The organism is Yersinia frederiksenii ATCC 33641 (genome assembly GCF_000754805.1).
GTDB lineage: Bacteria > Pseudomonadota > Gammaproteobacteria > Enterobacterales > Enterobacteriaceae > Yersinia > Yersinia frederiksenii.
Window position 1 is genome coordinate 2,869,338 of sequence record NZ_KN150731.1, and the last position, 25,098, is coordinate 2,894,435.

Consider the following 25,098-nt stretch of genomic DNA (forward strand, 5'->3'; position numbering starts at 1 on the left):
TGAATAAACCCAAGACGTTGAGACAACTCAATGTCTTGGGTGAGTGATGCTAGCCAACACCCAGTATCTTGAAAGATGGCGGGTATAGATTATTTTTTCTTCACCGGGCGTTGCCACCCCTGAATATGAATTTGCTTGATACGGCTGAGTACTAATTCATTTTCGGCGATATCACGTGTCACAGTGGTACCGGCAGCGATAGTGGCACCATTAGCGACAGTGACTGGGGCAACAAGCTGAGTATCGGACCCGACAAAGACATCATCGCCAATGATAGTTTTAAACTTATTAGCTCCATCATAGTTGCAAGTTATAGTTCCTGCGCCAATATTTACGCCAGAACCAATTTCAGCATCACCTAAATAGGAGAGATGGCCAGCTTTAGAGCCTTTACCCAAGCGGGATTTCTTAATCTCAACAAAGTTACCAACATGGGCACCTTCCGCTAATTCAGTACCTGGTCGCAAGCGGGCAAATGGCCCAACAGTACAGCCAGCATCCAAGTGCGAATCTTCCAATACGGTATATGGGCTGATTTCTGAATCATCGCCAATCACACAGTTTTTAAGCACACATCCGGTACCAATACGAACCCGATCACCTAAAGTCACATGACCTTCAATAATGACATTGGTATCGATAGTGATATCGCGGCCATGTGTTAATTCTCCGCGCAAATCAAAGCGCGCCGGATCCAGTAACATCACCCCAGCTAATAGCAGCTTTTCCGCTTGCTCAGATTGATATACACGCTCAAGAGTCACTAATTGCAGGCGATTATTGACTCCTTCAACCTCACTCAGGCGAGTTGGATGTACCGCAGCAATCTTCTTACCATCAGCATGGGCTAGTGCAATAATATCAGTGATATAAAACTCGCCCTGAGCATTGTTATTATTCAACAGTGATAGCCAGCGCTTTAAATCACGACCATTCGCCACCAGAATTCCGGTGTTAATTTCATTAATTTCGCGCTGTGCATCGCTGGCGTCTTTATGCTCAACAATCCCGACCACATTGCCGTTCTCACGCACAATACGGCCATATCCGCTTGGATTATCCAATTTCACCGTCAACAGGCCGATACCGCCTTGCGGTTTCGCTGCCAGCAGCCGTTGCAGAGTATTAACGGAGATCAAAGGCACATCGCCGTAGAGCATCAGGATGTCTTCATCATCAGCAAAATGCGGTGCTGCTTGTTGCATCGCGTGCCCAGTACCTAACTGTTCAGCCTGCAATACCCAGTTCAAAGCCGGATCGGTCAGTGTTTTTTTCAACAACTCACCACCGTGCCCATAAACCAGATGAACATTTTGTGCACCCAACTTCATAGCCGCATCAATAACATGCTGAACCATCGGCTTTCCGGCCAATGGGTGTAACACCTTAGGAAGGTCGGAATACATACGAGTCCCCTTACCTGCGGCAAGGATGACTACACTCATTGAGCTGTTAGACATAAGCAACCTGATAACTCCAAATTATTAGACGGAAGTAAACCTGTTTAGCGAAATAATTACTACATATTTCTCAACGAAAAACGTACTCAACCCGCGTGGTTAAAGGGTTGTAGCGATATGCCATGTAACAAAAAAATGTAGCGAAAAGTGTCTGCGATCGGCGACGTTTTCTGAGCTGTTTTCGCCGAAATTCAGTCACTCATGCAAGTTATTAACTACTTATTTTACGCCAAGAAACAAGAGTTTTCAGAAAGAAACGTTATTAGTTTAGCTTAGGCTTAATCAAATGCAGAAGAGGTGAGTGGCAGACTGATATATCAATGGATAGAAGTATTCGTCAAATCAGGATAAAAAAAATGCCAATCAGTTTTCACCAATTGGCATTCTATCGTTCTTTATATTATAACTTTATAAATCAATGGATTAATAATCCATAAAAAATACAAAATTACATCGCTTTCCTGGTCAGCTCGATTACGCGTAGTTTCGCAATCGCCTTCGCCAGTTCAGCGGATGCCTGAGCATAGTCGACATCACCGTGGGAATTGTTGATGTGAGCTTCAGCTTTACGCTTAGATTCCAGCGCCTTAGCTTCGTCCAAATCAGTTCCGCGAATAGCAGTGTCAGCCAATACGATCACAACGCTCGGTTGCACCTCAAGGATGCCGCCAGAAAGATAAATGAATTCTTCCTCACCGAACTGTTTAACGATACGTATCATGCCAGGCTTAATGGCAGTGAGCAGTGGGGCGTGACCAGGGTAAATCCCCAGTTCACCTTCACTGCCCGTCACCTGAATTTTTTGTACCACGCCTGAGAACATCTTCTTCTCTGCGCTCACAACATCCAGATGGTAAGTCATTGCAGCCATGTCACCCTCCAGTCAACAGCGTTACAGTTTCTTGGCTTTTTCCACTGCTTCTTCAATGGTGCCAACCATGTAGAACGCCTGCTCCGGCAGGTGGTCATAGTCGCCGTTCATGATGCCTTTGAAACCACGAATGGTGTCTTTCAGCGATACGAACTTGCCCGGTGAACCGGTAAAGACTTCTGCCACGAAGAACGGTTGAGACAGGAAGCGCTGGATTTTACGCGCACGGGATACAACCAGTTTGTCATCTTCTGACAACTCATCCATACCCAAGATCGCGATAATATCTTTTAGTTCCTGGTAACGTTGCAGAATAGACTGCACGCCACGCGCTACATCGTAGTGCTCCTGACCAACAACCAACGGATCGAGCTGACGGCTGGTGGAGTCAAGCGGGTCAACCGCCGGGTAAATACCCAGAGAGGCGATTTGACGGCTCAGAACGACGGTTGCATCCAAGTGAGCAAAGGTGGTTGCTGGTGATGGGTCAGTCAAGTCATCCGCAGGCACGTAAACGGCCTGAACAGAGGTGATTGAACCCGTCTTGGTGGAAGTAATACGTTCCTGCAACACACCCATCTCTTCTGCCAGCGTTGGCTGATAGCCTACCGCAGATGGCATACGACCCAGCAGTGCGGATACTTCCGTACCGGCCAAGGTATAACGATAGATGTTATCGATGAACAGCAATACGTCACGACCTTCATCACGGAATTTCTCCGCCATGGTCAGACCGGTCAGTGCAACGCGAAGACGGTTACCTGGTGGCTCATTCATCTGGCCATAAACCAAGGATACTTTGTCCAGAACGTTGGAGTCAGTCATCTCGTGGTAGAAGTCGTTACCCTCACGGGTACGTTCACCAACACCCGCAAATACGGAATAACCTGAGTGCTCGATCGCGATATTACGGATCAGCTCCATCATGTTTACCGTTTTACCTACACCCGCACCACCGAACAGACCGACTTTACCGCCTTTAGCGAACGGGCAAATCAGATCCATTACCTTGATACCGGTTTCTAACAGATCTTGCGAGCTGGCAAGCTCTTCGTAAGAAGGCGCTTCGCGGTGGATTGCCCAACGCTCTTCTTCACCGATAGGACCTTTCATGTCGATTGGGTCACCCAATACGTTCATGATACGGCCCAGAGTTGATTTACCAACCGGTACTTCAATTGGGTGTTCCAGGTTGACAACTTTCAACCCGCGGCTCAAACCATCGGAAGAGCCCATGGCGATACAACGAACAACACCACCGCCCAGCTGTTGCTGAACTTCCAGTACTAACTTCTCAGCAGTACCTTCAACCTCAAGGGCGTTGTACACTTTTGGTACAGCGTCTTGGGGGAATTCGACGTCCACTACGGCGCCGATTACCTGGATAATCTTTCCAGTAGCCATCTTGAATCCTCTACGTAATACGTTTACCCGTCATATTTCAAATTACTGGCGCGTTAGCCGCCTTCCAGCAATATGAACTACTTAGGGTAATAGCCTGGTTAAACCGCGGAGGCTCCCCCGACGATCTCGGTGAGTTCCTGAGTGATGCTGGCCTGACGAGCTTTGTTGTAAACCAACTGCAGCTCTTTGATCAGGCTACCGCCGTTATCGGTGGCGGCTTTCATCGCTACCATTCGCGCGGCCTGTTCGCTGGCCAGGTTTTCAACGACGCCCTGATAAACTTGCGATTCCACATAGCGGCGCAGGAGGGTATCCAGCAATGCTTTTGGATCGGGTTCATACAGGTAATCCCAGGATTTCTTCTTCAGCTCACCATCTTCCGCTGGCGGAAGAGGTAACAGCTGCATGATCCGTGGTTCCTGAGACATCGTATTGATAAACTTGTTATTCACGATATACAGTTTATCCAGACGACCTTCATCATAGGCTTGCAGCATCACTTTTACTGGACCGATAAGTTCTGACAGAGAAGGGTTATCCCCCATGCCAGTAACCTGAGCAACAATTTTGCCGCCCACGGAACTAAAGAAAGATGCTGCTTTTGATCCAATCAGCGCTAAATCGCATTCAACGCCTTTTTCAGACCAACCTTTCATCTCAGATAACAGTTTTTTGAACAGGTTAATGTTCAAACCACCACACAAGCCACGGTCTGTAGAAACCACCAGATACCCAACACGCTTAACGTCGCGCTCTTCCAGGTACGGATGTTTATATTCCAGATTACCTAGCGCAAGGTGACCAATCACACTACGCATTGTTTCTGCATAAGGACGGCTGGCCGCCATGCGTTCCTGCGATTTACGCATTTTGGAGGCGGCGACCATCTCCATGGCTTTGGTGATCTTTTGCGTGTTTTGCACGCTGGCGATCTTGGAACGTATCTCTTTTGCGCCGGCCATTTCTGCTTCTCCTCATTGCCAGACGGCCTGCTTTCCTAATGAAAAGCAGGGCCGTATAGCGTTACCAGGACTGGGTTGCCTTAAATGTATCGAGGATGCCTTTCAGCTTGGCCTCAATCTCATCGTTATACGCGCCAGTTTGGTTGATTTGTTGCAGAAGCTCGGCATGCTCACGGTCAGCAAATGCTAACAGTGCAGCTTCAAAGCTACCTACCTTCGCCAACTCGATATCACCCAGATAACCACGTTCAGCCGCGAACAGAACCAGAGATTGCTGCGCAACAGACATCGGTGCGTATTGTTTCTGTTTCAGAAGCTCGGTCACTTTCTGACCATGGCTCAGCTGTTTACGTGTTGCATCATCCAAATCGGATGCGAACTGGGAGAACGCAGCAAGTTCACGATACTGTGCCAGAGCGGTACGAATACCACCGGACAGTTTTTTCATGATCTTAGTCTGCGCTGCACCACCCACACGGGATACGGAGATACCAGGGTTAACCGCAGGACGAATACCGGCGTTAAACAGGCTAGATTCCAGGAAGATCTGACCATCGGTAATTGAAATTACGTTGGTCGGAACGAACGCGGAAACGTCCCCTGCTTGGGTTTCAATGATTGGCAAAGCGGTCAAAGAACCGGTTTTACCTTTCACTTCACCCTTGGTAAAGGCTTCAACGTAGTCCGCGTTAACACGCGCAGCACGCTCCAGCAAACGGGAGTGGAGGTAGAATACGTCGCCAGGATAAGCTTCACGACCTGGTGGACGACGGAGCAGCAAGGAGATTTGACGATATGCAACAGCCTGTTTAGACAGGTCATCATAAATAATCAGAGCATCTTCACCGCGATCGCGGAAATATTCACCCATGGCACAACCGGAGTAAGGTGCCAGGTATTGCAATGCTGCTGATTCAGATGCAGTAGCCACAACCACGATGGTGTTAGCTAATGCGCCATGTTCTTCCAGTTTACGCACTACGTTTGAAACAGTAGAGGCTTTCTGGCCGATAGCAACATACACACATTTGATGCCTGAATCGCGCTGATTGATGATCGCATCAATCGCCAGAGCAGTTTTACCTGTCTGACGGTCACCGATGATCAATTCACGCTGACCACGACCAATTGGAATCATGGCATCGACAGACTTATAGCCCGTCTGAACTGGTTCATCAACGGATTGACGCTCGATTACGCCAGGTGCGATAGCTTCAACAGCTGAGAAGCCGTCATTTTCTACCGGACCTTTACCATCAATAGGTTCACCCAGAGTGTTGACGACGCGACCCAATAGGCCACGACCAACTGGAACTTCCAGGATACGGCCAGTACATTTAACCTTCATGCCTTCGGCAAGATCGGCGTACGGACCCATAACGACTGCACCAACGGAGTCGCGCTCCAGGTTCAGTGCGATTGCGTAACGGTTGCCAGGCAGTGCGATCATCTCGCCTTGCATAACGTCGGCCAGACCGTGTACACGAATGATCCCGTCACTGACGGAAACAATAGTACCTTCATTGTGAGCTTCGCTCACTACATTGAACTGAGCAATGCGCTGCTTGATCAGTTCGCTGATTTCGGTGGAATTCAGTTGCATATGCTCCAGTCCCCTTAAGACTGCAAGACGTCAGCCAGGCGTTCAAGACGACCGCGAACGCTGCCATCTATCACCATATCGCCTGCGCGTATTACTACGCCGGCCATAACAGACTTATCAATTTTGCAATTCAGCTTAACTTTGCGTGACAGACGTTTTTCCATCGCAGCGGCAATTTTAGCCAGCTGTTCGTCGTTAAGTGCACTCGCTGAGGACACTTCAACGTCGACGGTAGACTCCAGTGAGGCACGCAGTTGAATAAACTGCTGCAACACCTCAGGAAGAACCAGTAAACGGCCATTCTCCGCCATAACTCGAATGAAGTTCTGTGCGGGTTCATCGAGCTGATCACCACAGACCGCAATAAACGTCTTAGACATTGTTTCTGGCGCAACAGCACCGGAAAGCAATTCAGCGATTTGTTCATTGCGAGTCACTTGGGCAGTAAACGCCAGCATATCCTGCCAACGATCAACCGCCTGGTGCTCAACAGCAAAGTCAAAAGCTGCTTTGGCGTAGGGGCGAGCTACAGTTACAAATTCAGACATCAGCCCCTCCCTCCTTACAGTTCAGCGACCAGTTTATCAACGATGTCGCTGTTAGCAGCTTCATCCACGGAACGTTCGATGATCTTCTCGGCGCCAGCTATAGCCAACATCGCGACTTGCTTACGCAACTCTTCACGAGCACGCTTACGTTCGGCGTCGATCTCTGCCTGCGCTTGCGCCACGATTTTGTTACGTTCCTGTTCAGCTTCAGCTTTAGCTTCATCAAGGATCTGAGCTTTGCGTTTACTTGCCTGCTCAATGATCACCTGCGCTTCTGCTTTGGCCTTCTTCAGTTGGTCGGTCGCATTGGCTTGCGCTAAGTCCAAATCTTTTTTGGCACGCTCTGCAGAAGAGAGACCGTCAGCAATTTCTTTTTGACGCTTCTCGATGGCTGCCATAATTGGCGGCCATATATACTTCATACAAAACAAGACAAACAGGACAAACGCGATGGCCTGGCCGAGGATTGTTGCGTTAAGATTCACAGCACAATGCCTCTTTAAAAGTTAATAGTTTGGTGTAGTTCACAGTAGAGAAAACTCTACTTACGCGACAGCAAACATCACGTACAGACCCAGACCAACAGCGATCATTGGGATGGCGTCAACCAGGCCCATGACGATAAAGAACTGTGTACGAAGCAGAGGAATCAGGTCAGGCTGACGTGCAGCGCCTTCCAAAAATTTACCACCCAGGATGCCGATACCGATCGCAGCACCGATTGCCGCTAAACCCATCATTATAGCGGCAGCCATGTACAGCAGATCCATATTCAGGTTTTCCATGACAGTCTCCAGTTTATTTCAGTTAAAACGCAGTAGTGTTATAAGAAAATCAGTGCTCTTCGGATGCCATCGACAGATAGACAATCGTCAGAACCATGAAGATAAAGGCTTGTAACGTAATAATCAGTATGTGGAAAATAGCCCAAGGTAAACTGAGCATCCACTGTGACCACCACGGCAACAAACCCGCAATAAGGATGAAGATCAACTCACCCGCATACATGTTGCCGAACAGTCGCAGACCGAGTGAAACCGGTTTGGACAGCAGGCTGACACCTTCCAGAATTAAGTTAACTGGAATGAATATCGGGTGATTGAACGGCTGCATCGTTAATTCTTTTACGAAGCCGCCTACACCTTTCATTTTAATGCTATAGAACAGGATCAGGATGAATACACCCAATGCCATGGACAAGGTAATGCTCACGTCAGCAGTTGGTACCACACGTAGTGCCGGTAACCCAAAGACATGTTCACCGATGTAAGGCAGTAAATCGATTGGCAGCAAGTCCATCATGTTCATCAATAGAACCCAAACAAACACGGTCAGGGCTAATGGTGCGATGACTTTACTTTTGCCGTGGTACATATCCCGTACACTGCCATCGACAAAACCGATAATTAACTCAACGGCAGTCTGCAATTTGCCGGGCACGCCACTGGTGACGTTTGCCGCAACTTTGCGGAACACAAGCAGAAAAGCTAACCCCAGCACGACAGAGAAGAACAGAGAGTCAATGTTCAACGTCCAGAACGTCGCAGGGCCAGGTGAGTGGGGATTGACCAACTCAAAGGTACGCAGGTCCAACTGAAGGTTATTCAGATGGTGACCTATGTAGTCCCTTGGAGTAGAGATTTCTCCTGATGCAGACATGATGCCTCTTACCCTTTTGTAGTTAAATACGATAACTGTTAAGTACGGTAGCCGCTCATCACGGCCGGTGCCAATATCTGCACAATCAGCACCGATAAGTAGGTTAAACCGAGTGGAGCAAATGCGGCTTTAAACAGCCCTAATGCAACAATCAGCAAAATTATCGTCATGATAACTTTTAACCCTTCGCCAATGGCAAACGACCACGCAACACGACCTGGAGCAGCTGTTTTTGCCTGATGGCGACAAGCAAACAACATAAACATGGCACTGGGCAACCAGGCTGCCAACCCTCCTGCCAAAGCAGAAGCACTCCATTCCAGGCTTTTAAAACCAAAAGCAGCACTGAGAACAACAAAAGTCATTAACTGCAACAACAGCAACTTTCGTGCAATTTTCCCACTGTAAAGGGATACAGGCATGACGTTTGTTCTCTCCGAACCACATTAAGGGCATGCTGAGTGAGGTATAAAACTGCCTTTTACCCCATTGAGTCAAGCAGCAAAAAACGAGCAAATTATACGGGCCACTCAAACGAATTCAATCGATAAGTAGCGAAAAGGTGAACAATTATTTAAATTTTCTTCTTTCGAGCTATTTTCACAAGAAAAGCCTCGGAATAAAGCCCTTATTTAATTGTCTGACGATTCCAAACATTATCAATAAAGCGTGGAACCGATCACATAACTAAAAACAAACTGATTTATATCCCATAAGACTTCGCTTTGTCTTTAACGAAAAGAGCCATTAAAACTTTTACAAATCATAATTTTAAAATTAAAACCATTATCAAACAACTCATCTACTTAGTAAAAACTTACCATTGACATTTCAGATAATAATTCGGCAACAGTTTGGATACATAAAAAGAGTGAAGTCGATAAGATAATAATGACCAAAGTGACTATTTGGTCCCTTTCAATATTGTTATGTCACTGACTAGCGCTGTGTTTGTAAACAACACGTGAAATATTATCTACTCATACGATAACCAGCGAATAAATACCCACCAATATTAAAAACACTAAATGTAATAAAACTCGGTGTCTCAACTAAGAATTTATTACATTTTTTTGATAAATAACAAAGTTAGTTTGACTTAAGAATAACCAGATGACGCTCACCGTCCAACTCAGGGACTTGCAGCCGGATAATCGACTCAAGAGTAATACCCGTAGGCAGTATAGCTAATTCATCATCAGGCCTAACCCCTTTAAGCGCATAAAAACGCCCTTCAGGCTTAGCTGGCAAGTGATGGCACCAAGACAGCATATCTTGTAAGGATGCAAATGCACGGCTTATTACACCATCAAATGGTGGTTTTGCGGCAAAGTCCTCAACACGGCTTTGAACTGGTTCGATATTACTTAGACCTAATTCATGCTGAACCTGACGCAGGAAGCGAACACGTTTACCCAAGCTATCAAGCAATGTGAAATGTGCATCAGGACGCACGATGGCCAACGGTATCCCAGGAAGTCCTGGACCGGTGCCGACATCGATAAACCGGTTACCTTGCAAATGTGGGTTTACCACTATGCTGTCCAGAATATGCCGAACCAGCATTTGCATCGGGTCGCGGACAGAAGTCAGATTATAAGCTTTATTCCACTTATGCAGCAGCTCGACATAACCTATCAACTGATGTTTTTGCTGATCGGGTAGTGCAATATCTGCAGCCTTCAGCAGGGAATCTAATTTTTTTAACACCACAATCATCCTCTGACAGAGAGGTACTCCGTCAGCCTGTAAAAAGGTCAATATACCAATATGTTAATCTAGCTTGCATACAAAGCAAAATTGCCTGCTTAGTTTTTAGCTGCACAGGCAATTATTAGGTCGTTAGGCACTGCGGCGCAGCAGCCCTTGTTTTTTCAGCCAAACCAGTAAAATAGAGATCGCCGCAGGCGTGATACCTGAAATACGTGAAGCTTGCCCGATCGAGTTAGGTTTGTGATCATTCAATTTAGCGATCACTTCGTTTGATAAACCAGAGACTTGGCTGTAATCAAGATCTGTAGGCAATAAGGTATTTTCATTGCGTAGCTGCTTTTCTATCTCTTCTTGCTGCCGAGCAATATAGCCTTCATATTTCACCTGAATTTCAACCTGATCAGCGGCTTGTGGATCTGTTAATGCCGGACCAAAAGAAGGCAATGTCGTCAACAAGCGGTAATCGATTTCAGGGCGGCGCAGCAACTCTTCACCATTGGCTTCTTTCGATAGTGGGGCTTTTAGCAATGCATTGATTTCAGACACATTCTCAGAATGAGGATGCACCCAGATATCACGCAGACGCTGGCGTTCTTTCTCGATCTGCTCAATTTTCTTGCTAAAGTGTTCCCAACGAACATCATCGACCAATCCTAATTTGCGGCCCATTTCGGTTAGGCGCAGATCGGCGTTATCTTCACGCAACATCAAACGATATTCAGCTCGTGAGGTAAACATACGATAGGGTTCTTTGGTTCCCAAGGTGCTCAAATCGTCCACCAGCACGCCAAGGTAAGCTTCATCACGACGAGGTGACCAACCGTCATCATCATTCGCAAAACGCCCCGCATTGAGGCCTGCAAGCAGCCCTTGGGCCGCAGCTTCCTCATAGCCGGTGGTGCCATTGATTTGTCCAGCAAAGAACAAACCGTGGATATATTTGCTTTCCAGCGTAGGTTTCAAATCACGTGGATCAAAGAAATCATACTCAATGGCATATCCAGGTCGAACAATACGTGCGTTTTCAAGCCCTTTCATGGAACGGACTATCTGCATCTGTACATCGAAAGGCAAGCTGGTAGAGATACCGTTTGGATAGATCTCATTGCTGGTCAAGCCTTCCGGTTCAAGGAAGATCTGATGTGAATTGCGATCAGCAAAACGCATGACTTTATCTTCGATCGATGGGCAATAACGTGGCCCGATCCCTTCGATGATCCCCGCATACATCGGGCTGCGATCCAAGTTATTGCGGATCACTTCATGCGTTTTCTCATTGGTGTATGTGATATGACACGCCATTTGCTCTGGATGTTGCTCAGCATTGCCAAGGAAGGAGAATACCGGGATTGGGGTATCACCTAACTGAGGGGCCAATTGGCTAAAATCAATGGTGCGTGCATCGATACGAGGTGGAGTACCGGTTTTAAGACGATTGACGCGCAGCGGCAGTTCACGCAGGCGCTGTGACAATGAGATTGATGGTGGATCACCAGCGCGACCACCACTGTAGTTCTCAAGGCCAATATGAATCTTTCCATCCAGGAAAGTGCCGACGGTTAACACCACGGCTTTAGCTCGGAATTTCAGACCCATTTTGGTCACAGCACCGACCACGTGATCATTTTCAACAATGAGATCTTCAACAGGTTGTTGGAAGATCATCAAGTTAGGTTGATTCTCCAATGCGGTACGTACTGCCTGGCGATACAAGACGCGGTCTGCCTGAGCTCGGGTCGCTCTTACTGCGGGCCCTTTGCTGGCGTTTAGTATCCTAAACTGAATACCGGCTTGGTCAGTTGCCATCGCCATTAAGCCACCGAGAGCATCGATCTCTTTTACCAGATGCCCTTTACCGATACCACCGATCGCTGGGTTACAAGACATTTGTCCCAGTGTGTCGATATTGTGCGTCAGCAATAAGGTCTGACGTCCCATGCGTGCCGCTGCCATTGCAGCTTCCGTGCCGGCATGGCCACCACCAATGATGATGACGTCAAATTGATCTGGATAAAACATGGTACTGCACCTCGCCGTTATGCGAATTTCTGTGTTTGCCCTGGGGTGGGGGATTCTACTCAAGTTTAGACGATCGACCAAGCAGCTTAGGATCGCCCTTAATTAAAAGAAGATCTTTTTATTTAAAGATCTCTTTATTAGATCTCTTATTAGGATCATGATCCTCTGTGGATAAGTGATTATTCACATTAAAGATCATGAGATTAAGGAGGATCGTTTGCTGTGAATGATCGGTGATCCTATTGCGTATAAGCTGGGATCTAAATAGCATGTTATGCACAGGTACTTTAAGACACCAAGGTTGTTATGTGGATATGTACCGCTTTTACCCTGCTTTTAAGCCTACTTATCCACATTCGTTCGCGTGATCTTTAAGCAAATTAGAGCAAATTAATCCAATTTTTAACCCAAACCTCTGCTGGATCTTCGGGAATCTCATGTTGGATGACGTCTATTTCTAAAATATCACCCAAACGTTTGGCTCCCAGCGCGATCAACTGTTGATCCAGTTTTCTTACTGCACCGCAGAAAGTGTCATATTCAGAACTGCCCAAACCCACAGCACCAAAACGTACCAGGGAGAGATCCGGTTGCTGTTCTTCTATTTGGTCTAACAATGGTTGAAGATTATCGGGTAGATCACCTGCGCCATGAGTGGAGGTAATGATTAACCACATACCTTCCAGCGTGAGTTCGTCTAGCTCTGGGCCATGTAGCGTTTCTGTGGAGAAACCCGCTTCTTCTAATTTCTCAGCTAAATGTTCAGCAACATATTCAGCACTGCCAAGTGTACTGCCACTGATCAAGGTAATGTCAGCCATATAGAACCCAACCGAAGTAATGAACCGGTATTGTACGCTGTGAATCAGCTGGGATCTACCTGTGGATAATGTGGGTATAGTTATTTAGTTATCATGGCACGATGGTACGCATAATGGGGTTCTGCAAGGAAATAAGGGTCTCTGTTGACTGTATCTCATCAATCGTCTGGATCTTGTTGATAAGTACCTGTTGGAGCGCATCTATTGATTTACACATAACCTTAATAAAGATGCTGTAATGCCCGGTCGTGTAATAAGCCTCTACAACTTCTTCTAAACTCTCTAGTTTTATCAGTGCTGAAGGGTAATCTTTGGCACTTTTCAAAATAATACCGATAAAACAACACACATCGTAACCCAGTTGCTTTGGGTTAACGTGAACACAAGCCGCAGTGATGATCCCTGCCTGACGCATTTTTTCGACTCGTACATGAATGGTGCCTGGGCTTACGCCAAAGTTTTTTGCCAATTCAGCGTAAGGAGTGCGTGCATTTTCCATTAATGCGTTAAGGATGCCGCGATCGAGATTATCGATTTGATAAATTTCACTCATATTAACCCCCATTTTTTATTGATTATCTAATTATAGACCAGTAAAAATGAATTATTAAAAGTGAAATGCTAATATTGTTTGTTGGATATTGAATTTAACCCTCATTCTGTTGCTTAATCGATGACAAGCACAACGGCATAACGACTATTTGCATCACACAATAACGAATTGAGAAAACAGCAATGAAAAAACAATTTATCCAAAAACAGCAACAAATCAGCTTTGTGAAATCTTTCTTTTCCCGCCAATTAGAACAGCAACTTGGTCTGATTGAAGTCCAGGCACCCATCCTGAGCCGTGTCGGTGATGGCACTCAAGATAACCTTTCTGGTTCTGAGAAAGCGGTGCAGGTAAAAGTAAAAACTTTGCCAGATGCAACTTTTGAAGTTGTTCATTCATTAGCTAAATGGAAACGTAAAACCCTAGGCCGCTTTGATTTTGGTGCTGACCAAGGGATTTACACCCATATGAAAGCATTACGTCCTGATGAAGACCGTCTGAGTGCCATTCATTCTGTGTATGTCGATCAGTGGGATTGGGAACGCGTCATGGGTGATGGTGAACGCAACCTGGCTTACCTGAAATCGACAGTTAACAAGATCTATGCAGCAATTAAAGAAACTGAAGCAGCAATCAGTGCTGAATTTGGTGTGAAACCTTTCTTACCAGACCATATTCAGTTTATTCACAGTGAAACTTTGCGTGCCCGTTTCCCTGATTTGGATGCTAAAGGTCGTGAACGCGCTATTGCCAAAGAGCTGGGAGCCGTGTTCCTGATTGGCATTGGTGGCAAATTAGCTGATGGCAAATCCCATGATGTTCGTGCGCCAGATTATGATGACTGGACCTCTCCGAGCGCGGAAGGTTTTGCCGGACTGAACGGCGACATAATTGTTTGGAACCCCGTTCTGGAAGATGCTTTTGAAATTTCATCCATGGGGATTCGCGTGGATGCTGAAGCGCTGAAGCGCCAATTGGCTCTGACCTCTGATGAAGATCGTCTGAAATTAGAATGGCATCAATCTCTGCTTAATGGTGAAATGCCGCAAACCATTGGTGGTGGCATCGGTCAATCGCGTTTAGTGATGTTATTGCTGCAAAAACAACATATTGGTCAGGTACAATGTGGAGTGTGGGGACCAGAAATCAGCGAGAAGGTTGAAGGATTGCTGTAAAGTTTAATCACGACGTTGATAATGTACTAAAAGACACCTTAGGGTGTCTTTTAGTTGTTTTTGTTTCGGTCATAGAGGCTTATTGCAAGTTCTGACGTTGTATTTCACGACTAACAAGGTTGACCTATCGCGGGTTTGCCACTTCCCTGCAACGTGATAACTATTGGTGTATATTCAGTATAACTACCAGCAAGGTTATTGATGTTATGCTTCTATTTCATCCAATTAGACACTATTTACATGCCCGCCCAAGGTTGTTGTTTTCTGTCGGAGCTGGGTTTGCCACTTATTTTCTGATGCCAACACATGAGACCCTCTTATTGCGGCTGATGGTCAGTTGGAATGTCTCTGCTTGGCTCTATTTGCTTTTTTTATGGCTGCAATTATTACGTACTGATCCTAAAAAAATTAGCAAAATAGCCCAGGTGCAAGATGAAAGTGCCAGTATGGTACTGACAATTGTCAGCATGGCGTGTCTGGCCAGTATTTTAGTTATATTGTTTGAATTAAGTACCGCAAATCAGTTAGCCGATTCAGCTAAAGCCATCCATTTGATACTGACGGGGATGACTCTTTTAGTGTCGTGGCTATTATTGCCAACCGCTTTTACTATGCACTATGCACACCTGTTTTATATGCGTCGTGATGAGTCAGAAACCACGTTGCCATTACTTTTCCCTAAAGAAATAACGACACCTTCCTATTGGGATTTTCTTTATTTCTCATTCACTATTGGCGTGGCTTCACAAACCGCCGATGTGGCGACCGGTACATCAGATATCCGCCGCGTGGTGTTATTGCAGTCGGTATTATCCTTTATTTTCAATATGACGATCTTGGGGCTATCGATTAATGTGGGGGCCGGCCTACTAAACTAAAAGACTTTATCGCTTCCAGCGGCGCATCAAGCGGCTTTTTAAACCGGTATCAAAGCGCCAGATATGGTCGAAAATGCGCATAATACCGGGCTTGCCATAAGCTGACATCGCCACGGCATGGAATCGGTGTTGGTGGGCTTGCTGTTGAATCTTAATCTTGCGGATTAATTCTTCGGGTAAGCGCTGGGCAATAAAGTCTGAAATAATCACCGCATCGGCGTCATACCACTCTCTCTCTTCCATTTTGTTTAAGGTGCTGGCTAAACAAGCCGCCAGATCGGTTCCCCCACGAAAATGTTGGCTGAGAAAACGTATTGCTTGTTCAATGCCGCTGGCTGCTGAGAGTTCGTAGTGAATTATTTCTGTCGCAAATAGCATGATGTAACAGCGGCGGTTATCCGCCAGCGCAATACGGAGCAGGGCTAAACAAAAGGCTTTGGCACATTGCTCGTTAAACCCACCCATCGAGCCAGAAGTATCGACACAAACAATAAAAGGGCCACGTGGTTGCTCATCATGACTTTTAAGGCTGACGGGGCGCTGTAAGGTTTTTTCCTGCCAGTTATCCCCTTGTAGGCGATAAGTGAGCAAGCGGCGTTCAAGTAAGCGGCGATAAAACTCAAACTCCAGTTCACTCATCCCCAGCATTACCAGCTCAGTCGGGAGCAATCGCAGAATGTCATTGCTCTGGTGAATACCACTGACTTCCTCCGGTACCGTATCAGGTTGGCGCACCATCACCGTGTAAGGCTCATAGCGAGCATCGGGGGTGGGTTGAGCTTTGGCAGAACGGCTACGGCCCAACTGTTCTGCTAATTGCTGCAATTCGGGTTGTTGTTGCAGAAAATCGCCGTATTGCAGCAATAATTGATAATCACCGCGCTGTAAATGGCCTTGAGTCATATCCCAAAGCCGCCCTGCAGCCCCATCATTGGTTGCCAGAATGGGCTCCAATGCACCACTGAGGGCTAATCGTTGCTGTAACTCGGCTAAAAGTTGTTCTCGCTCTTGTTCCAGTAACTGATGATGAATAGTGATGGTTTGTAGCGTCAGACTGACACGCCAGCGCTGTAAGAAAAGGGTTTGTAAGCTATCGCCAGTTTGTGGGTTTCTAGCTAAATCAGCGGTTTGTAATAGTGTTTTAGCTTGTTCGGCAAAAGGAGAATGCCATTGCTGTAGCTGCGCCACGATATCGGAAAGATGGGCATAAAATATCGGGCTACTCTCTAATTGGCTCTGTTGGTATAAGTAAAACTCATCGGCCAATCCCGCCGGAACTTTGGCTTCTTGGATACGTTGCTGTAAGTTTTGCTTCCAGCCAGGAATATCCTTCATTAATGCTCGTTTAATCCGCGGAAATTTTTCAAAAAATATTGCTAGCTGAGGGGAGACCAGTAATCCCACCACCATCTCTTCGATAAGCTCACTTTCGCTTATTGAAAGCAGCAAATCTAATGTTGCCAAGCTCAGCATCAGTCAGTGCCCGCGCAGTTTTTGCTGCTGCTGTTTCAGTTGTTCCGCCACCTGCAACAAGCTCGCTTCTATTTTTGCCAGCCAAGAGGATGGTGTGAACAAACAAGGCTGGTGCTGACTGAATAACCGCCGTTGTTCAGCCAAATTAGTTTCCAGTTCTGTCAGCTCCACCAGCAACTCGGGAGGAATGCTGGTGGTAGAGGCTCCGGGTTGTGAGAGTATTGATGACTGGCGACTTACATCTAACACCGTGATGTGAAGTTGCTCATCAATTACTGCATCAATAGATTGAGCATAACCAACGCCATTTAATTTAGCGCGTAATACCCCGCCCTTGTTCAGCCATTGCGCCAGAGCCTCTCTCTCTATTTGCAGATGATTGACTTGAATATCATGCAAGTTAAGAGGTTTTTGCAGCAAAAGCGTTAGCGTGCTGTCGGTCAGTGTCTCTGGCAGAGCATATTGTGGTTTACGGCTGAACATGCCGCTTTGCTTAGTCACCGTCAGTGCTTGATGGTCACTTTGCTGCTGCTGGTGCTGCAACCATTGGCCATTAATATGTTGTAGCTTCATTAATAGACTTTGTTGCTGATATCCCTGCTCTGTTAATAGCTGATCTAACTGGTGCTGTAGCAGCTTAAGTGAGCTCAGGTCATGCCATAGGCAATCTTTCAGTAAAATGAGGTCGATAGGTGTAATTTCATTTCGACCGCTGAAAAAGGCACTCGCCTGCAATAAGCGTATGGCTTTCTTCCAACGCCGGTCAGAGACATAGGGTGCATGCTCTTGTGCACTGAGCCGTTGACGTAACAGAAAAATAAGTTCAAAACAGTGATCCGATAAAGTGATTTTATCGATTAAAGGTTGCCACTGATAAAACTCCTCATCGCTGATACTGAGATTTTCCGCGACCGGATTATGGTTTTCATCTTGCCGGCTAAGCAGTAATGAGCGGAAGTTTTGTTTTTCTTGCACGCGATCCAGCCATAGGCGGATCAACATACGGTCATAAAGAGCCTCTAGGCTGCTATCGGCATCCGGCAATTCATTGGAGGCTGTCACCAATAAGCGCATCGGGATTCTGTCTTCCCGATCACCATTACGAAAACGTCGTTCATTAATCGCAGTAAGCAGGGTATTCAAAATAGCCGGGCCGGCTTTCCAGATTTCATCAAGGAAGACGATTTCAGCTTCAGGTAAATAACCCGCGGTCATGCGCTGGTAGCGCCCCTCTTCTTTCAGCGCCTGAATAGATAGCGGGCCAAACACTTCTTCAGGTGTTGAAAAGCGGGTCATCAGGTATTCAAATGCTCGGGCATTTCGGAAGGCAAATTTTAGGCGGCGGGCAATCAGGCTCTTGGCAATCCCCGGAGGGCCGAGTAGAAAGACACTCTCGCCACTGAGGGCTGCCAGTAAACACAAGCGAATAGCTTCCTGTCTTTCATACAGACCGCTTTCAAGGGCACTGCTCAAGCGGGAGATTCTTTCAGCTAATTGCGATGATTGCGCCATAATTGCTCTATATGTTCTGTTAGTTGATTGATTTTTACCTGATCACGGAGAATAAATCCTCTTTTTCTTCACCTTATAGCGGATTTTTCTTAATGGGATAGCTCATTGATTAGTAAAATTTTTATATCATAAGTTATTTGAAATCGATTCATTTTCGCTCTTTTAGCTGCTTGATTTAAGAGTAGGCAATCCATTGAAATCGTGCATACTGTGCGCCTTTTGGTGGGCGTCAAGGGACACAGAGCCGGTTATTGCGGTTCTTAAACGCACGCATCAGCTTATGGATGTTCTAGCAAAAAGAAATCAATTATGAGCACTGAGCATAAACAGTCTTTATCGGCGGTAACCCTGGCTGCAATAGGGGTGGTTTACGGTGATATTGGTACCAGCCCACTCTATACCTTGAGAGAGTGCTTTTCTGGTCATTATGGTTTTGATGTCCGTCCTGATGTGGTGTTTGGTTTTTTATCGCTGATATTCTGGATGCTAATTCTGATTGTTTCGGTTAAATATCTCACCTATGTCATGCGCGCGGATAATGCCGGTGAAGGTGGGATTTTAACATTAATGTCTTTGGCCGGACGCAATACGTCTTCCAGAGCCACTTCTATTTTGGTCATACTCGGCTTAATTGGCGGCAGCTTCTTTTATGGTGAAGTCGTTATCACTCCAGCGATATCGGTTATGTCAGCCATTGAAGGGTTGGAAATTGCGGCCCCCGCGCTTGATCCCTATATTGTCCCCTGTTCTATTGCAGTATTAACCCTGCTGTTTGTTATTCAAAAACACGGTACTGGTAGCGTCGGCAAACTCTTTGCGCCGGTGATGTTAGTGTGGTTCCTGACATTAGCGCTCCTTGGTCTGCGCAGTATTATCGCCAATCCAGAGGTTCTGGCTGCACTGAATCCTAAATGGGCAATAAGCTTCTTTACTGAATATAAATCGGTTTCATTCTTTGCCCTTGGTGCGGTAGTTCTGGCTATTACCGGGGTGGAGGCGTTATATGCCGATATGGGGCATTTTGGTAAATTCCCTATTCGATTGGCATGGTTTACGGTGGTTTTACCGTCATTAGTGCTGAATTACTTTGGTCAGGGCGCGTTATTACTGAAAAATCCAGAAGCCATCAAAAACCCCTTCTTCCTGCTAGCTCCTGACTGGGCATTAATCCCGCTGTTAATATTGGCAACGTTAGCGACAGTTATTGCCTCGCAAGCGGTTATTTCCGGTGTGTTCTCACTCACTCGACAGGCCGTTCGTTTAGGTTATTTGCCGCCGATGCGAATTATTCATACGTCAGAAATGGAATCAGGCCAGATATATATCCCAGTGATTAACTGGACACTATATCTGGCGGTGGTGATGGTTATTGTTGGCTTCGAACGCTCCAGTAATTTGGCCGCGGCTTATGGGATTGCGGTGACCGGTACCATGGTGATAACCAGTATCCTGTTTTGCACCGTAGCGCTGAAAAACTGGCATTGGAATCGCGTTTTTGTCGGTTTCTTGCTGGTGGTTTTATTGATTATCGATGTGCCGATGTTTTCCGCCAATGCTCTGAAATTGTTCTCCGGCGGCTGGTTGCCACTGTCTCTTGGTTTGGTGATGTTTATCATCATGACCACATGGAAGAGCGAGCGTTTCAGCCTGCTGCGTCGTATGCATGAGCATGGTAATTCACTGGAAGCGATGATTGCCTCATTGGAAAAATCCCCCCCGGTGCGGGTAACAGGGACGGCGGTGTATATGTCGCGGGCCATGAATGTCATTCCATTTGCTTTGTTGCATAACCTTAAACATAACAAAGTGTTGCATGATCGGGTGGTGTTGCTGACATTGCGAACCGAAGACGCGCCTTATGTGCATAATGTTAATCGGGTGACTATCGAGCAACTCTCACCGACATTCTGGCGAGTTGTCGCCAGCTATGGTTGGCGAGAAACGCCCAATGTAGAAGAGATTTTCCATCGCTGTGGCTTAGAAGGCTTGCCATGCCAGATGATGGAAACTTCATTCTTTATGTCGCACGAGTCGCTCATTTTGACCAAACGCCCTTGGTATCTGTTCCTGCGCGGTAAGTTGTTTATTGCCCTCAGTCGCAACGCGCTACGCGCAGCCGATCAGTTTGAGATCCCACCTAACCGGGTTATTGAGTTAGGGACGCAAGTCGAGATTTAATCAGGAAGGCCGTTAATCATAACGGCCTTTTTCTTGCTTGTTTTACACCAATCTTCCAGACAGTTTCTTGTGGCTTTGCTAGCCTGAATAATCAGTTTATGGCTGTGATATTGCTAGTTCTGTCTGGGTGGACATTACTGCCACAGCAACCATCTTGATTTTCCATTGGTTCAGCGAAACGTTTCGATGGCGATCACATTTTCGTCAAATTGGATTTGCCTTCTGCTGCTATTTTTCTAAACTCAGTATCAGCGAAACGTTTCGCTGTTGGAGTAGAAAATGAAAAAAGGCGCATTACTGAATTCTGATATTTCTGCTGTTATCTCCCGTCTGGGTCATACCGATCAGCTGGTGATAGGTGATGCGGGGCTGCCAATACCGGCAACCACCACACGTATCGATTTGGCACTGACACGAGGCGTTCCTGGTTTCCTCCAGGTTCTTGAGGTGGTAACGCAAGAGATGCAGGTTGAGAGTGCCTACCTCGCGGAAGAGATTGTTAAAAATAATCCGCAGCTCCATGAAGCGTTACTCGCCCAACTCACACAACTTGAACAACATCAGGGAAACCAAATTGTTTTGCGCTATATCAGCCATGAGGCTTTTAAAGAGCAAACCAAACAAAGCCGGGCAGTGATTCGTAGCGGGGAATGTTCCCCCTTTGCTAACATCATTCTCTGCTCCGGCGTAACTTTCTGAGGCATTTATGCAACCTTTGCTGCAATTGAAAGGGATTGATAAAGCCTTTCCCGGCGTCAAAGCACTCTCCGGTGCTGCACTTAGTGTCTATCCTGGCAGGGTTATGGCTCTGGTGGGCGAAAATGGGGCTGGAAAATCGACCATGATGAAAGTGCTGACCGGCATCTACAGTAAAGATGCCGGCAGTCAGCATTTCTTGGGTAAAGAAGTGGTGTTTAATGGCCCAAAAGACTCGCAAGAAGCGGGAATCGGCATTATTCATCAGGAACTTAACCTAATCCCGCAGTTAACCATCGCAGAAAATATCTTTTTAGGGCGTGAATTCATTAATCGTTTTGGCGGCATCGATTGGAAAAAGATGTATGCCGAAGCTGATTTACTGCTAGCCCGCCTTAATATCAGCTACAGCAGCCATCGGCTGGTGGGTGAGCTTTCCATTGGTGACCAGCAAATGGTGGAGATCGCCAAAGTGCTGAGCTTTGAATCCAAAGTCATCATTATGGATGAGCCAACAGATGCATTGACCGATACCGAAACCGCCTCTTTATTTAACGTTATCAGAGAGCTGAAAGCGGAAGGTCGCGGCATTGTTTATATTTCCCACCGGTTAAAAGAGATCTTTGAGATTTGCGACGACGTCACGGTATTTCGTGATGGGCAATTTATCGCGGAAAAACCAGTGAGCAGCCTGACTGAAAACTCACTGATTGAAATGATGGTGGGCCGTAAGTTAGAAGAACAATACCCACGCCTGAACTTACCGCGTGGTGAAAAGCGTTTACAAGTCAAACAGCTATGTGGACCAGGGGTAAAAAATGTCAGTTTCACCCTCCATAGTGGCGAGATTTTGGGTGTTGCGGGTTTGATGGGTGCAGGCCGTACTGAGCTGATGAAAATCATCTATGGTGCGCTGCCGCGTAAATCTGGTTTCATCATGTTGGATGGCCGCGAAGTCGTGACTCATTCACCACAAGACGGTTTGGCTAATGGCATCGTGTATATTTCCGAAGATCGTAAACGGGATGGCTTGGTGCTGGGTATGTCGGTTAAAGAAAATATGTCTTTGACTGCATTACGTTATTTTAGCCGCAGCAGCGGTTCCCTCAAACATGCCGACGAACAGCTGGCGGTAGCCGATTTCATTCGTTTATTTAATATCAAGACGCCATCCATGGAACAACCTATTGGTTTGTTATCCGGTGGTAATCAGCAAAAAGTGGCTATCGCTCGTGGTTTGATGACCCGGCCAAAAGTATTGATCCTTGATGAACCTACCCGTGGTGTGGACGTCGGGGCTAAAAAAGAAATTTATCAGTTAATTAACCAATTCAAACAAGAAGGGCTGAGCATCATTTTGGTTTCTTCGGAAATGCCAGAAGTGCTGGGGATGAGTGACCGTATTCTTGTTATGCATGAAGGCCAGCTAAGTGGCGAGTTCTCCATTGAGCAGGCGACCCAAGAAGTGTTGATGGCCGCTGCCGTCGGCAAGCAATACAGCACAGAGCCGAGTAGGAGTGATCAGATATGAGTTCCCAAACTATCCAGACAAAACGCTGGTTCAGTAAAGAATGGTTGTTAGAACAAAAATCACTGATTGCGCTGCTGGTGCTGATTGCTGTGGTTTCGTCACTAAGCCCGAACTTCTTTACGCTAAATAACATGTTTAACATTCTCCAGCAGACCTCGGTTAACGCCATTATGGCGGTGGGGATGACGCTGGTTATTCTAACTTCAGGGATTGACCTGTCGGTAGGGTCATTACTGGCGCTGACCGGTGCGGTGGCGGCCTCGATTGTCGGGCTGGAAGTTAATGCATTGGTTGCCGTGGGGGCGGCATTGGCATTGGGGGCGTTTGTTGGCGGCATCACCGGGGTGATTGTTGCTAAAGGCAAAGTACAGGCATTTATAGCCACTTTGGTCATGATGCTGTTATTGCGCGGTGTCACCATGGTTTATACCAATGGTAGCCCGGTAAATACCGGCTTTACTGATGTAGCCGATACTTTTGGTTGGTTCGGTATTGGTCGCCCATTGGGTGTACCAACCCCAATCTGGTTGATGGCGATTGTCTTTATTGCTGCCTGGTACATGCTGCATCACACTCGCTTGGGGCGCTATATTTATGCACTGGGGGGGAATGAGTCAGCTACTCGTCTCTCTGGTATCAGCGTCGATAAAGTTAAAATTATTGTTTATTCACTATGTGGGTTGTTAGCGGCATTGGCAGGGATTATTGAAGTTGCCCGTTTGTCGTCAGCACAACCTACAGCCGGTACCGGCTATGAACTGGATGCCATCGCAGCCGTCGTTCTGGGGGGTACCAGTCTTGCTGGGGGGAAAGGGCGGATTGTTGGCACCCTGATCGGCGCATTAATCCTCGGCTTTTTAAATAACGGTTTGAATTTATTGGGTGTCTCCTCCTACTACCAAATGATCGTTAAAGCAGTGGTTATCCTGCTGGCGGTGTTGGTAGACAATAAAAGCAGCAAATAACCTTTCTCCCTACAGGAATTGCGACCATGAAAATGAAGAAACTGGCTACATTGATCTCTGTTGTTGCACTGAGCGCTACCGTAAGTGCTAACGCGCTAGCAAAAGACACCATCGCGCTGGTAGTTTCGACGCTGAATAATCCGTTCTTTGTTTCAATGAAAGACGGCGCACAAAAAGAAGCGGATAAGCTTGGCTACAACCTGGTGGTATTGGACTCCCAAAACAACCCGGCCAAAGAGCTGGCTAACGTGCAGGATTTAACGGTGCGCGGCACTAAATTGCTGTTGATTAACCCAACTGACTCTGATGCCGTCGGCAATGCCGTGAAAATGGCGAATCAGGCCAATATTCCAGTGATTACCCTCGACCGCTTGGCGAACGCCGGTACTGTCGTGAGCCATGTGGCATCTGATAACCGTTTCGGCGGCAAAATGGCGGGTGATTTCATTGCTAAGAAAGCCGGTACCGATGCCAAAGTGATTCAGTTAGAAGGAATTGCCGGTGCTTCCGCTGCCCGTGAACGTGGTGAAGGCTTTAAGCAATCGATGGAAAAGAACAAATTCCAGCTGTTAGCTAGCCAGCCTGCTGATTTTGACCGCACTAAGGGTTTGAACGTTATGCAGAACCTGTTGACGGCTCACCCGGATGTTCAAGCTGTCTTTGCTCAGAATGACGAAATGGCTTTAGGTGCTCTGCGTGCCTTGCAGACTGCAGGCAAAACTGATGTGTTAGTGGTTGGTTTTGATGGTACAGACGATGGTATCAAAGCAGTTGAAAGCGGAAAAATGGGCGCAACCATCGCTCAACGCCCTGATCAAATTGGTGTCATTGGGGTACAAACTGCGGATAAAGTATTGAAAGGCGAAAAAGTACCTGCGGTTATCCCGGTTGACTTGAAGCTAGTAACTAAGCAATAACGTTATTCATTAAAGAATAATTATTTAATAAATCCAAGGTAATTGGAGTTGCAGGTAGGTAGCAAATGAACTCATCCCGATGAGCTTACTGAAGTAAGTGATTCGGGTGAGCGAATGTAGCTAACAACCCTGCAGCTTCAAGTACATAGGAATAAATACG

General features: G+C 46.6%; 23 protein-coding genes. 7 read left to right on the forward strand and 16 right to left on the reverse strand.

Translation table 11 applies throughout. From position 1 onward, the window contains the following. Positions 1 to 89: 89 nt before the first annotated feature. The 14 genes from glmU to asnC form a co-directional block, all read right to left on the reverse strand. Positions 90 to 1,460, reverse strand: a complete 1,371-nt coding sequence (gene glmU / locus DJ58_RS09090; protein WP_032910590.1) for a bifunctional UDP-N-acetylglucosamine diphosphorylase/glucosamine-1-phosphate N-acetyltransferase GlmU — start codon at positions 1,458 to 1,460, stop codon at positions 90 to 92. A 448-nt stretch (positions 1,461 to 1,908) separates the two neighbouring features. Then, the gene (locus DJ58_RS09085; protein ID WP_004707321.1) at positions 1,909 to 2,331 is read right to left on the reverse strand and encodes a F0F1 ATP synthase subunit epsilon; all 423 of its coding nucleotides are present in this window, start codon (positions 2,329 to 2,331) and stop codon (positions 1,909 to 1,911) included. Positions 2,332 to 2,352: 21 nt separating this feature from the next. Then, positions 2,353 to 3,735: a F0F1 ATP synthase subunit beta gene (gene atpD, locus DJ58_RS09080; protein WP_032910591.1), complete on the reverse strand. Its 1,383-nt coding sequence runs from the start codon at positions 3,733 to 3,735 to the stop codon at positions 2,353 to 2,355. Between the two features lie 98 nt (positions 3,736 to 3,833). Beyond that, on the reverse strand, positions 3,834 to 4,697 hold the full coding sequence (gene atpG, locus DJ58_RS09075) for a F0F1 ATP synthase subunit gamma (protein ID WP_004707323.1): 864 nt from the start codon (positions 4,695 to 4,697) through the stop codon (positions 3,834 to 3,836). A 61-nt stretch (positions 4,698 to 4,758) separates the two neighbouring features. Then, positions 4,759 to 6,300 carry a F0F1 ATP synthase subunit alpha gene (atpA, locus tag DJ58_RS09070; protein WP_004707324.1) on the reverse strand — a complete coding sequence of 514 codons (1,542 nt, stop codon included), beginning with the start codon at positions 6,298 to 6,300 and terminating at the stop codon, positions 4,759 to 4,761. Positions 6,301 to 6,314: 14 nt separating this feature from the next. Beyond that, a complete protein-coding gene (gene atpH / locus DJ58_RS09065) occupies positions 6,315 to 6,848 on the reverse strand; it encodes a F0F1 ATP synthase subunit delta (protein ID WP_004707327.1) in 534 nt (177 codons plus the stop codon). A 14-nt stretch (positions 6,849 to 6,862) separates the two neighbouring features. Continuing rightward, positions 6,863 to 7,333, reverse strand: a complete 471-nt coding sequence (gene atpF / locus DJ58_RS09060) for a F0F1 ATP synthase subunit B (protein ID WP_004393038.1) — start codon at positions 7,331 to 7,333, stop codon at positions 6,863 to 6,865. Positions 7,334 to 7,393: 60 nt separating this feature from the next. Continuing rightward, positions 7,394 to 7,633, reverse strand: a complete 240-nt coding sequence (gene atpE / locus DJ58_RS09055) for a F0F1 ATP synthase subunit C (protein WP_004393045.1) — start codon at positions 7,631 to 7,633, stop codon at positions 7,394 to 7,396. A 49-nt stretch (positions 7,634 to 7,682) separates the two neighbouring features. Then, entirely contained in the window at positions 7,683 to 8,507 is an 825-nt protein-coding gene (gene atpB, locus DJ58_RS09050; protein WP_032910593.1) for a F0F1 ATP synthase subunit A, read from the reverse strand. Positions 8,508 to 8,545: 38 nt separating this feature from the next. After that, positions 8,546 to 8,929: a F0F1 ATP synthase subunit I gene (gene atpI / locus DJ58_RS09045; RefSeq protein WP_032910595.1), complete on the reverse strand. Its 384-nt coding sequence runs from the start codon at positions 8,927 to 8,929 to the stop codon at positions 8,546 to 8,548. Positions 8,930 to 9,596: 667 nt separating this feature from the next. Further along, a complete protein-coding gene (rsmG, locus tag DJ58_RS09040) occupies positions 9,597 to 10,217 on the reverse strand; it encodes a 16S rRNA (guanine(527)-N(7))-methyltransferase RsmG (RefSeq protein WP_032910614.1) in 621 nt (206 codons plus the stop codon). A 132-nt stretch (positions 10,218 to 10,349) separates the two neighbouring features. Beyond that, positions 10,350 to 12,239 (reverse strand): tRNA uridine-5-carboxymethylaminomethyl(34) synthesis enzyme MnmG, encoded by a 1,890-nt coding sequence (gene mnmG / locus DJ58_RS09035; protein ID WP_004707335.1) that lies wholly within the window; start codon positions 12,237 to 12,239, stop codon positions 10,350 to 10,352. A gap of 380 nt (positions 12,240 to 12,619) precedes the next feature. Next, entirely contained in the window at positions 12,620 to 13,060 is a 441-nt protein-coding gene (gene mioC, locus DJ58_RS09030; protein ID WP_004707336.1) for an FMN-binding protein MioC, read from the reverse strand. Between the two features lie 91 nt (positions 13,061 to 13,151). Beyond that, on the reverse strand, positions 13,152 to 13,613 hold the full coding sequence (asnC, locus tag DJ58_RS09025; protein WP_032910598.1) for a transcriptional regulator AsnC: 462 nt from the start codon (positions 13,611 to 13,613) through the stop codon (positions 13,152 to 13,154). Positions 13,614 to 13,795: 182 nt separating this feature from the next. Here asnC and asnA point away from each other — a divergent pair, with 182 nt between their 5' ends. Then, positions 13,796 to 14,788 (forward strand): aspartate--ammonia ligase, encoded by a 993-nt coding sequence (gene asnA / locus DJ58_RS09020; protein ID WP_004707340.1) that lies wholly within the window; start codon positions 13,796 to 13,798, stop codon positions 14,786 to 14,788. 206 nt (positions 14,789 to 14,994) lie between these two features. Beyond that, entirely contained in the window at positions 14,995 to 15,666 is a 672-nt protein-coding gene (locus DJ58_RS09015; protein WP_032910599.1) for a DUF1345 domain-containing protein, read from the forward strand. A gap of 6 nt (positions 15,667 to 15,672) precedes the next feature. Here DJ58_RS09015 and viaA read toward each other — a convergent pair whose 3' ends face one another. Beyond that, positions 15,673 to 17,139 (reverse strand): ATPase RavA stimulator ViaA, encoded by a 1,467-nt coding sequence (gene viaA, locus DJ58_RS09010; RefSeq protein ID WP_004707345.1) that lies wholly within the window; start codon positions 17,137 to 17,139, stop codon positions 15,673 to 15,675. Between the two features lie 3 nt (positions 17,140 to 17,142). After that, a complete protein-coding gene (gene ravA / locus DJ58_RS09005) occupies positions 17,143 to 18,651 on the reverse strand; it encodes an ATPase RavA (protein ID WP_004707347.1) in 1,509 nt (502 codons plus the stop codon). Between the two features lie 309 nt (positions 18,652 to 18,960). Here ravA and kup point away from each other — a divergent pair, with 309 nt between their 5' ends. The 5 genes from kup to rbsB all read left to right on the forward strand — a co-directional run bounded on the left by kup (position 18,961) and on the right by rbsB (position 24,938). Further along, positions 18,961 to 20,829 carry a low affinity potassium transporter Kup gene (gene kup, locus DJ58_RS09000; protein WP_004707352.1) on the forward strand — a complete coding sequence of 623 codons (1,869 nt, stop codon included), beginning with the start codon at positions 18,961 to 18,963 and terminating at the stop codon, positions 20,827 to 20,829. A 279-nt stretch (positions 20,830 to 21,108) separates the two neighbouring features. Then, positions 21,109 to 21,528 carry a D-ribose pyranase gene (gene rbsD, locus DJ58_RS08995; protein WP_004707353.1) on the forward strand — a complete coding sequence of 140 codons (420 nt, stop codon included), beginning with the start codon at positions 21,109 to 21,111 and terminating at the stop codon, positions 21,526 to 21,528. A gap of 7 nt (positions 21,529 to 21,535) precedes the next feature. Further along, complete coding sequence (gene rbsA, locus DJ58_RS08990) at positions 21,536 to 23,056, forward strand: ribose ABC transporter ATP-binding protein RbsA (protein ID WP_004707354.1); 1,521 nt, start codon at positions 21,536 to 21,538, stop codon at positions 23,054 to 23,056. Continuing rightward, positions 23,053 to 24,021: a ribose ABC transporter permease gene (rbsC, locus tag DJ58_RS08985; RefSeq protein ID WP_032910600.1), complete on the forward strand. Its 969-nt coding sequence runs from the start codon at positions 23,053 to 23,055 to the stop codon at positions 24,019 to 24,021. The genes rbsA and rbsC overlap by 4 nt, the downstream gene beginning before the upstream one ends. Positions 24,022 to 24,047: 26 nt before the next feature. Beyond that, positions 24,048 to 24,938 carry a ribose ABC transporter substrate-binding protein RbsB gene (gene rbsB / locus DJ58_RS08980; protein WP_004707356.1) on the forward strand — a complete coding sequence of 297 codons (891 nt, stop codon included), beginning with the start codon at positions 24,048 to 24,050 and terminating at the stop codon, positions 24,936 to 24,938. The last annotated feature ends 160 nt before the right edge of the window (positions 24,939 to 25,098 follow it).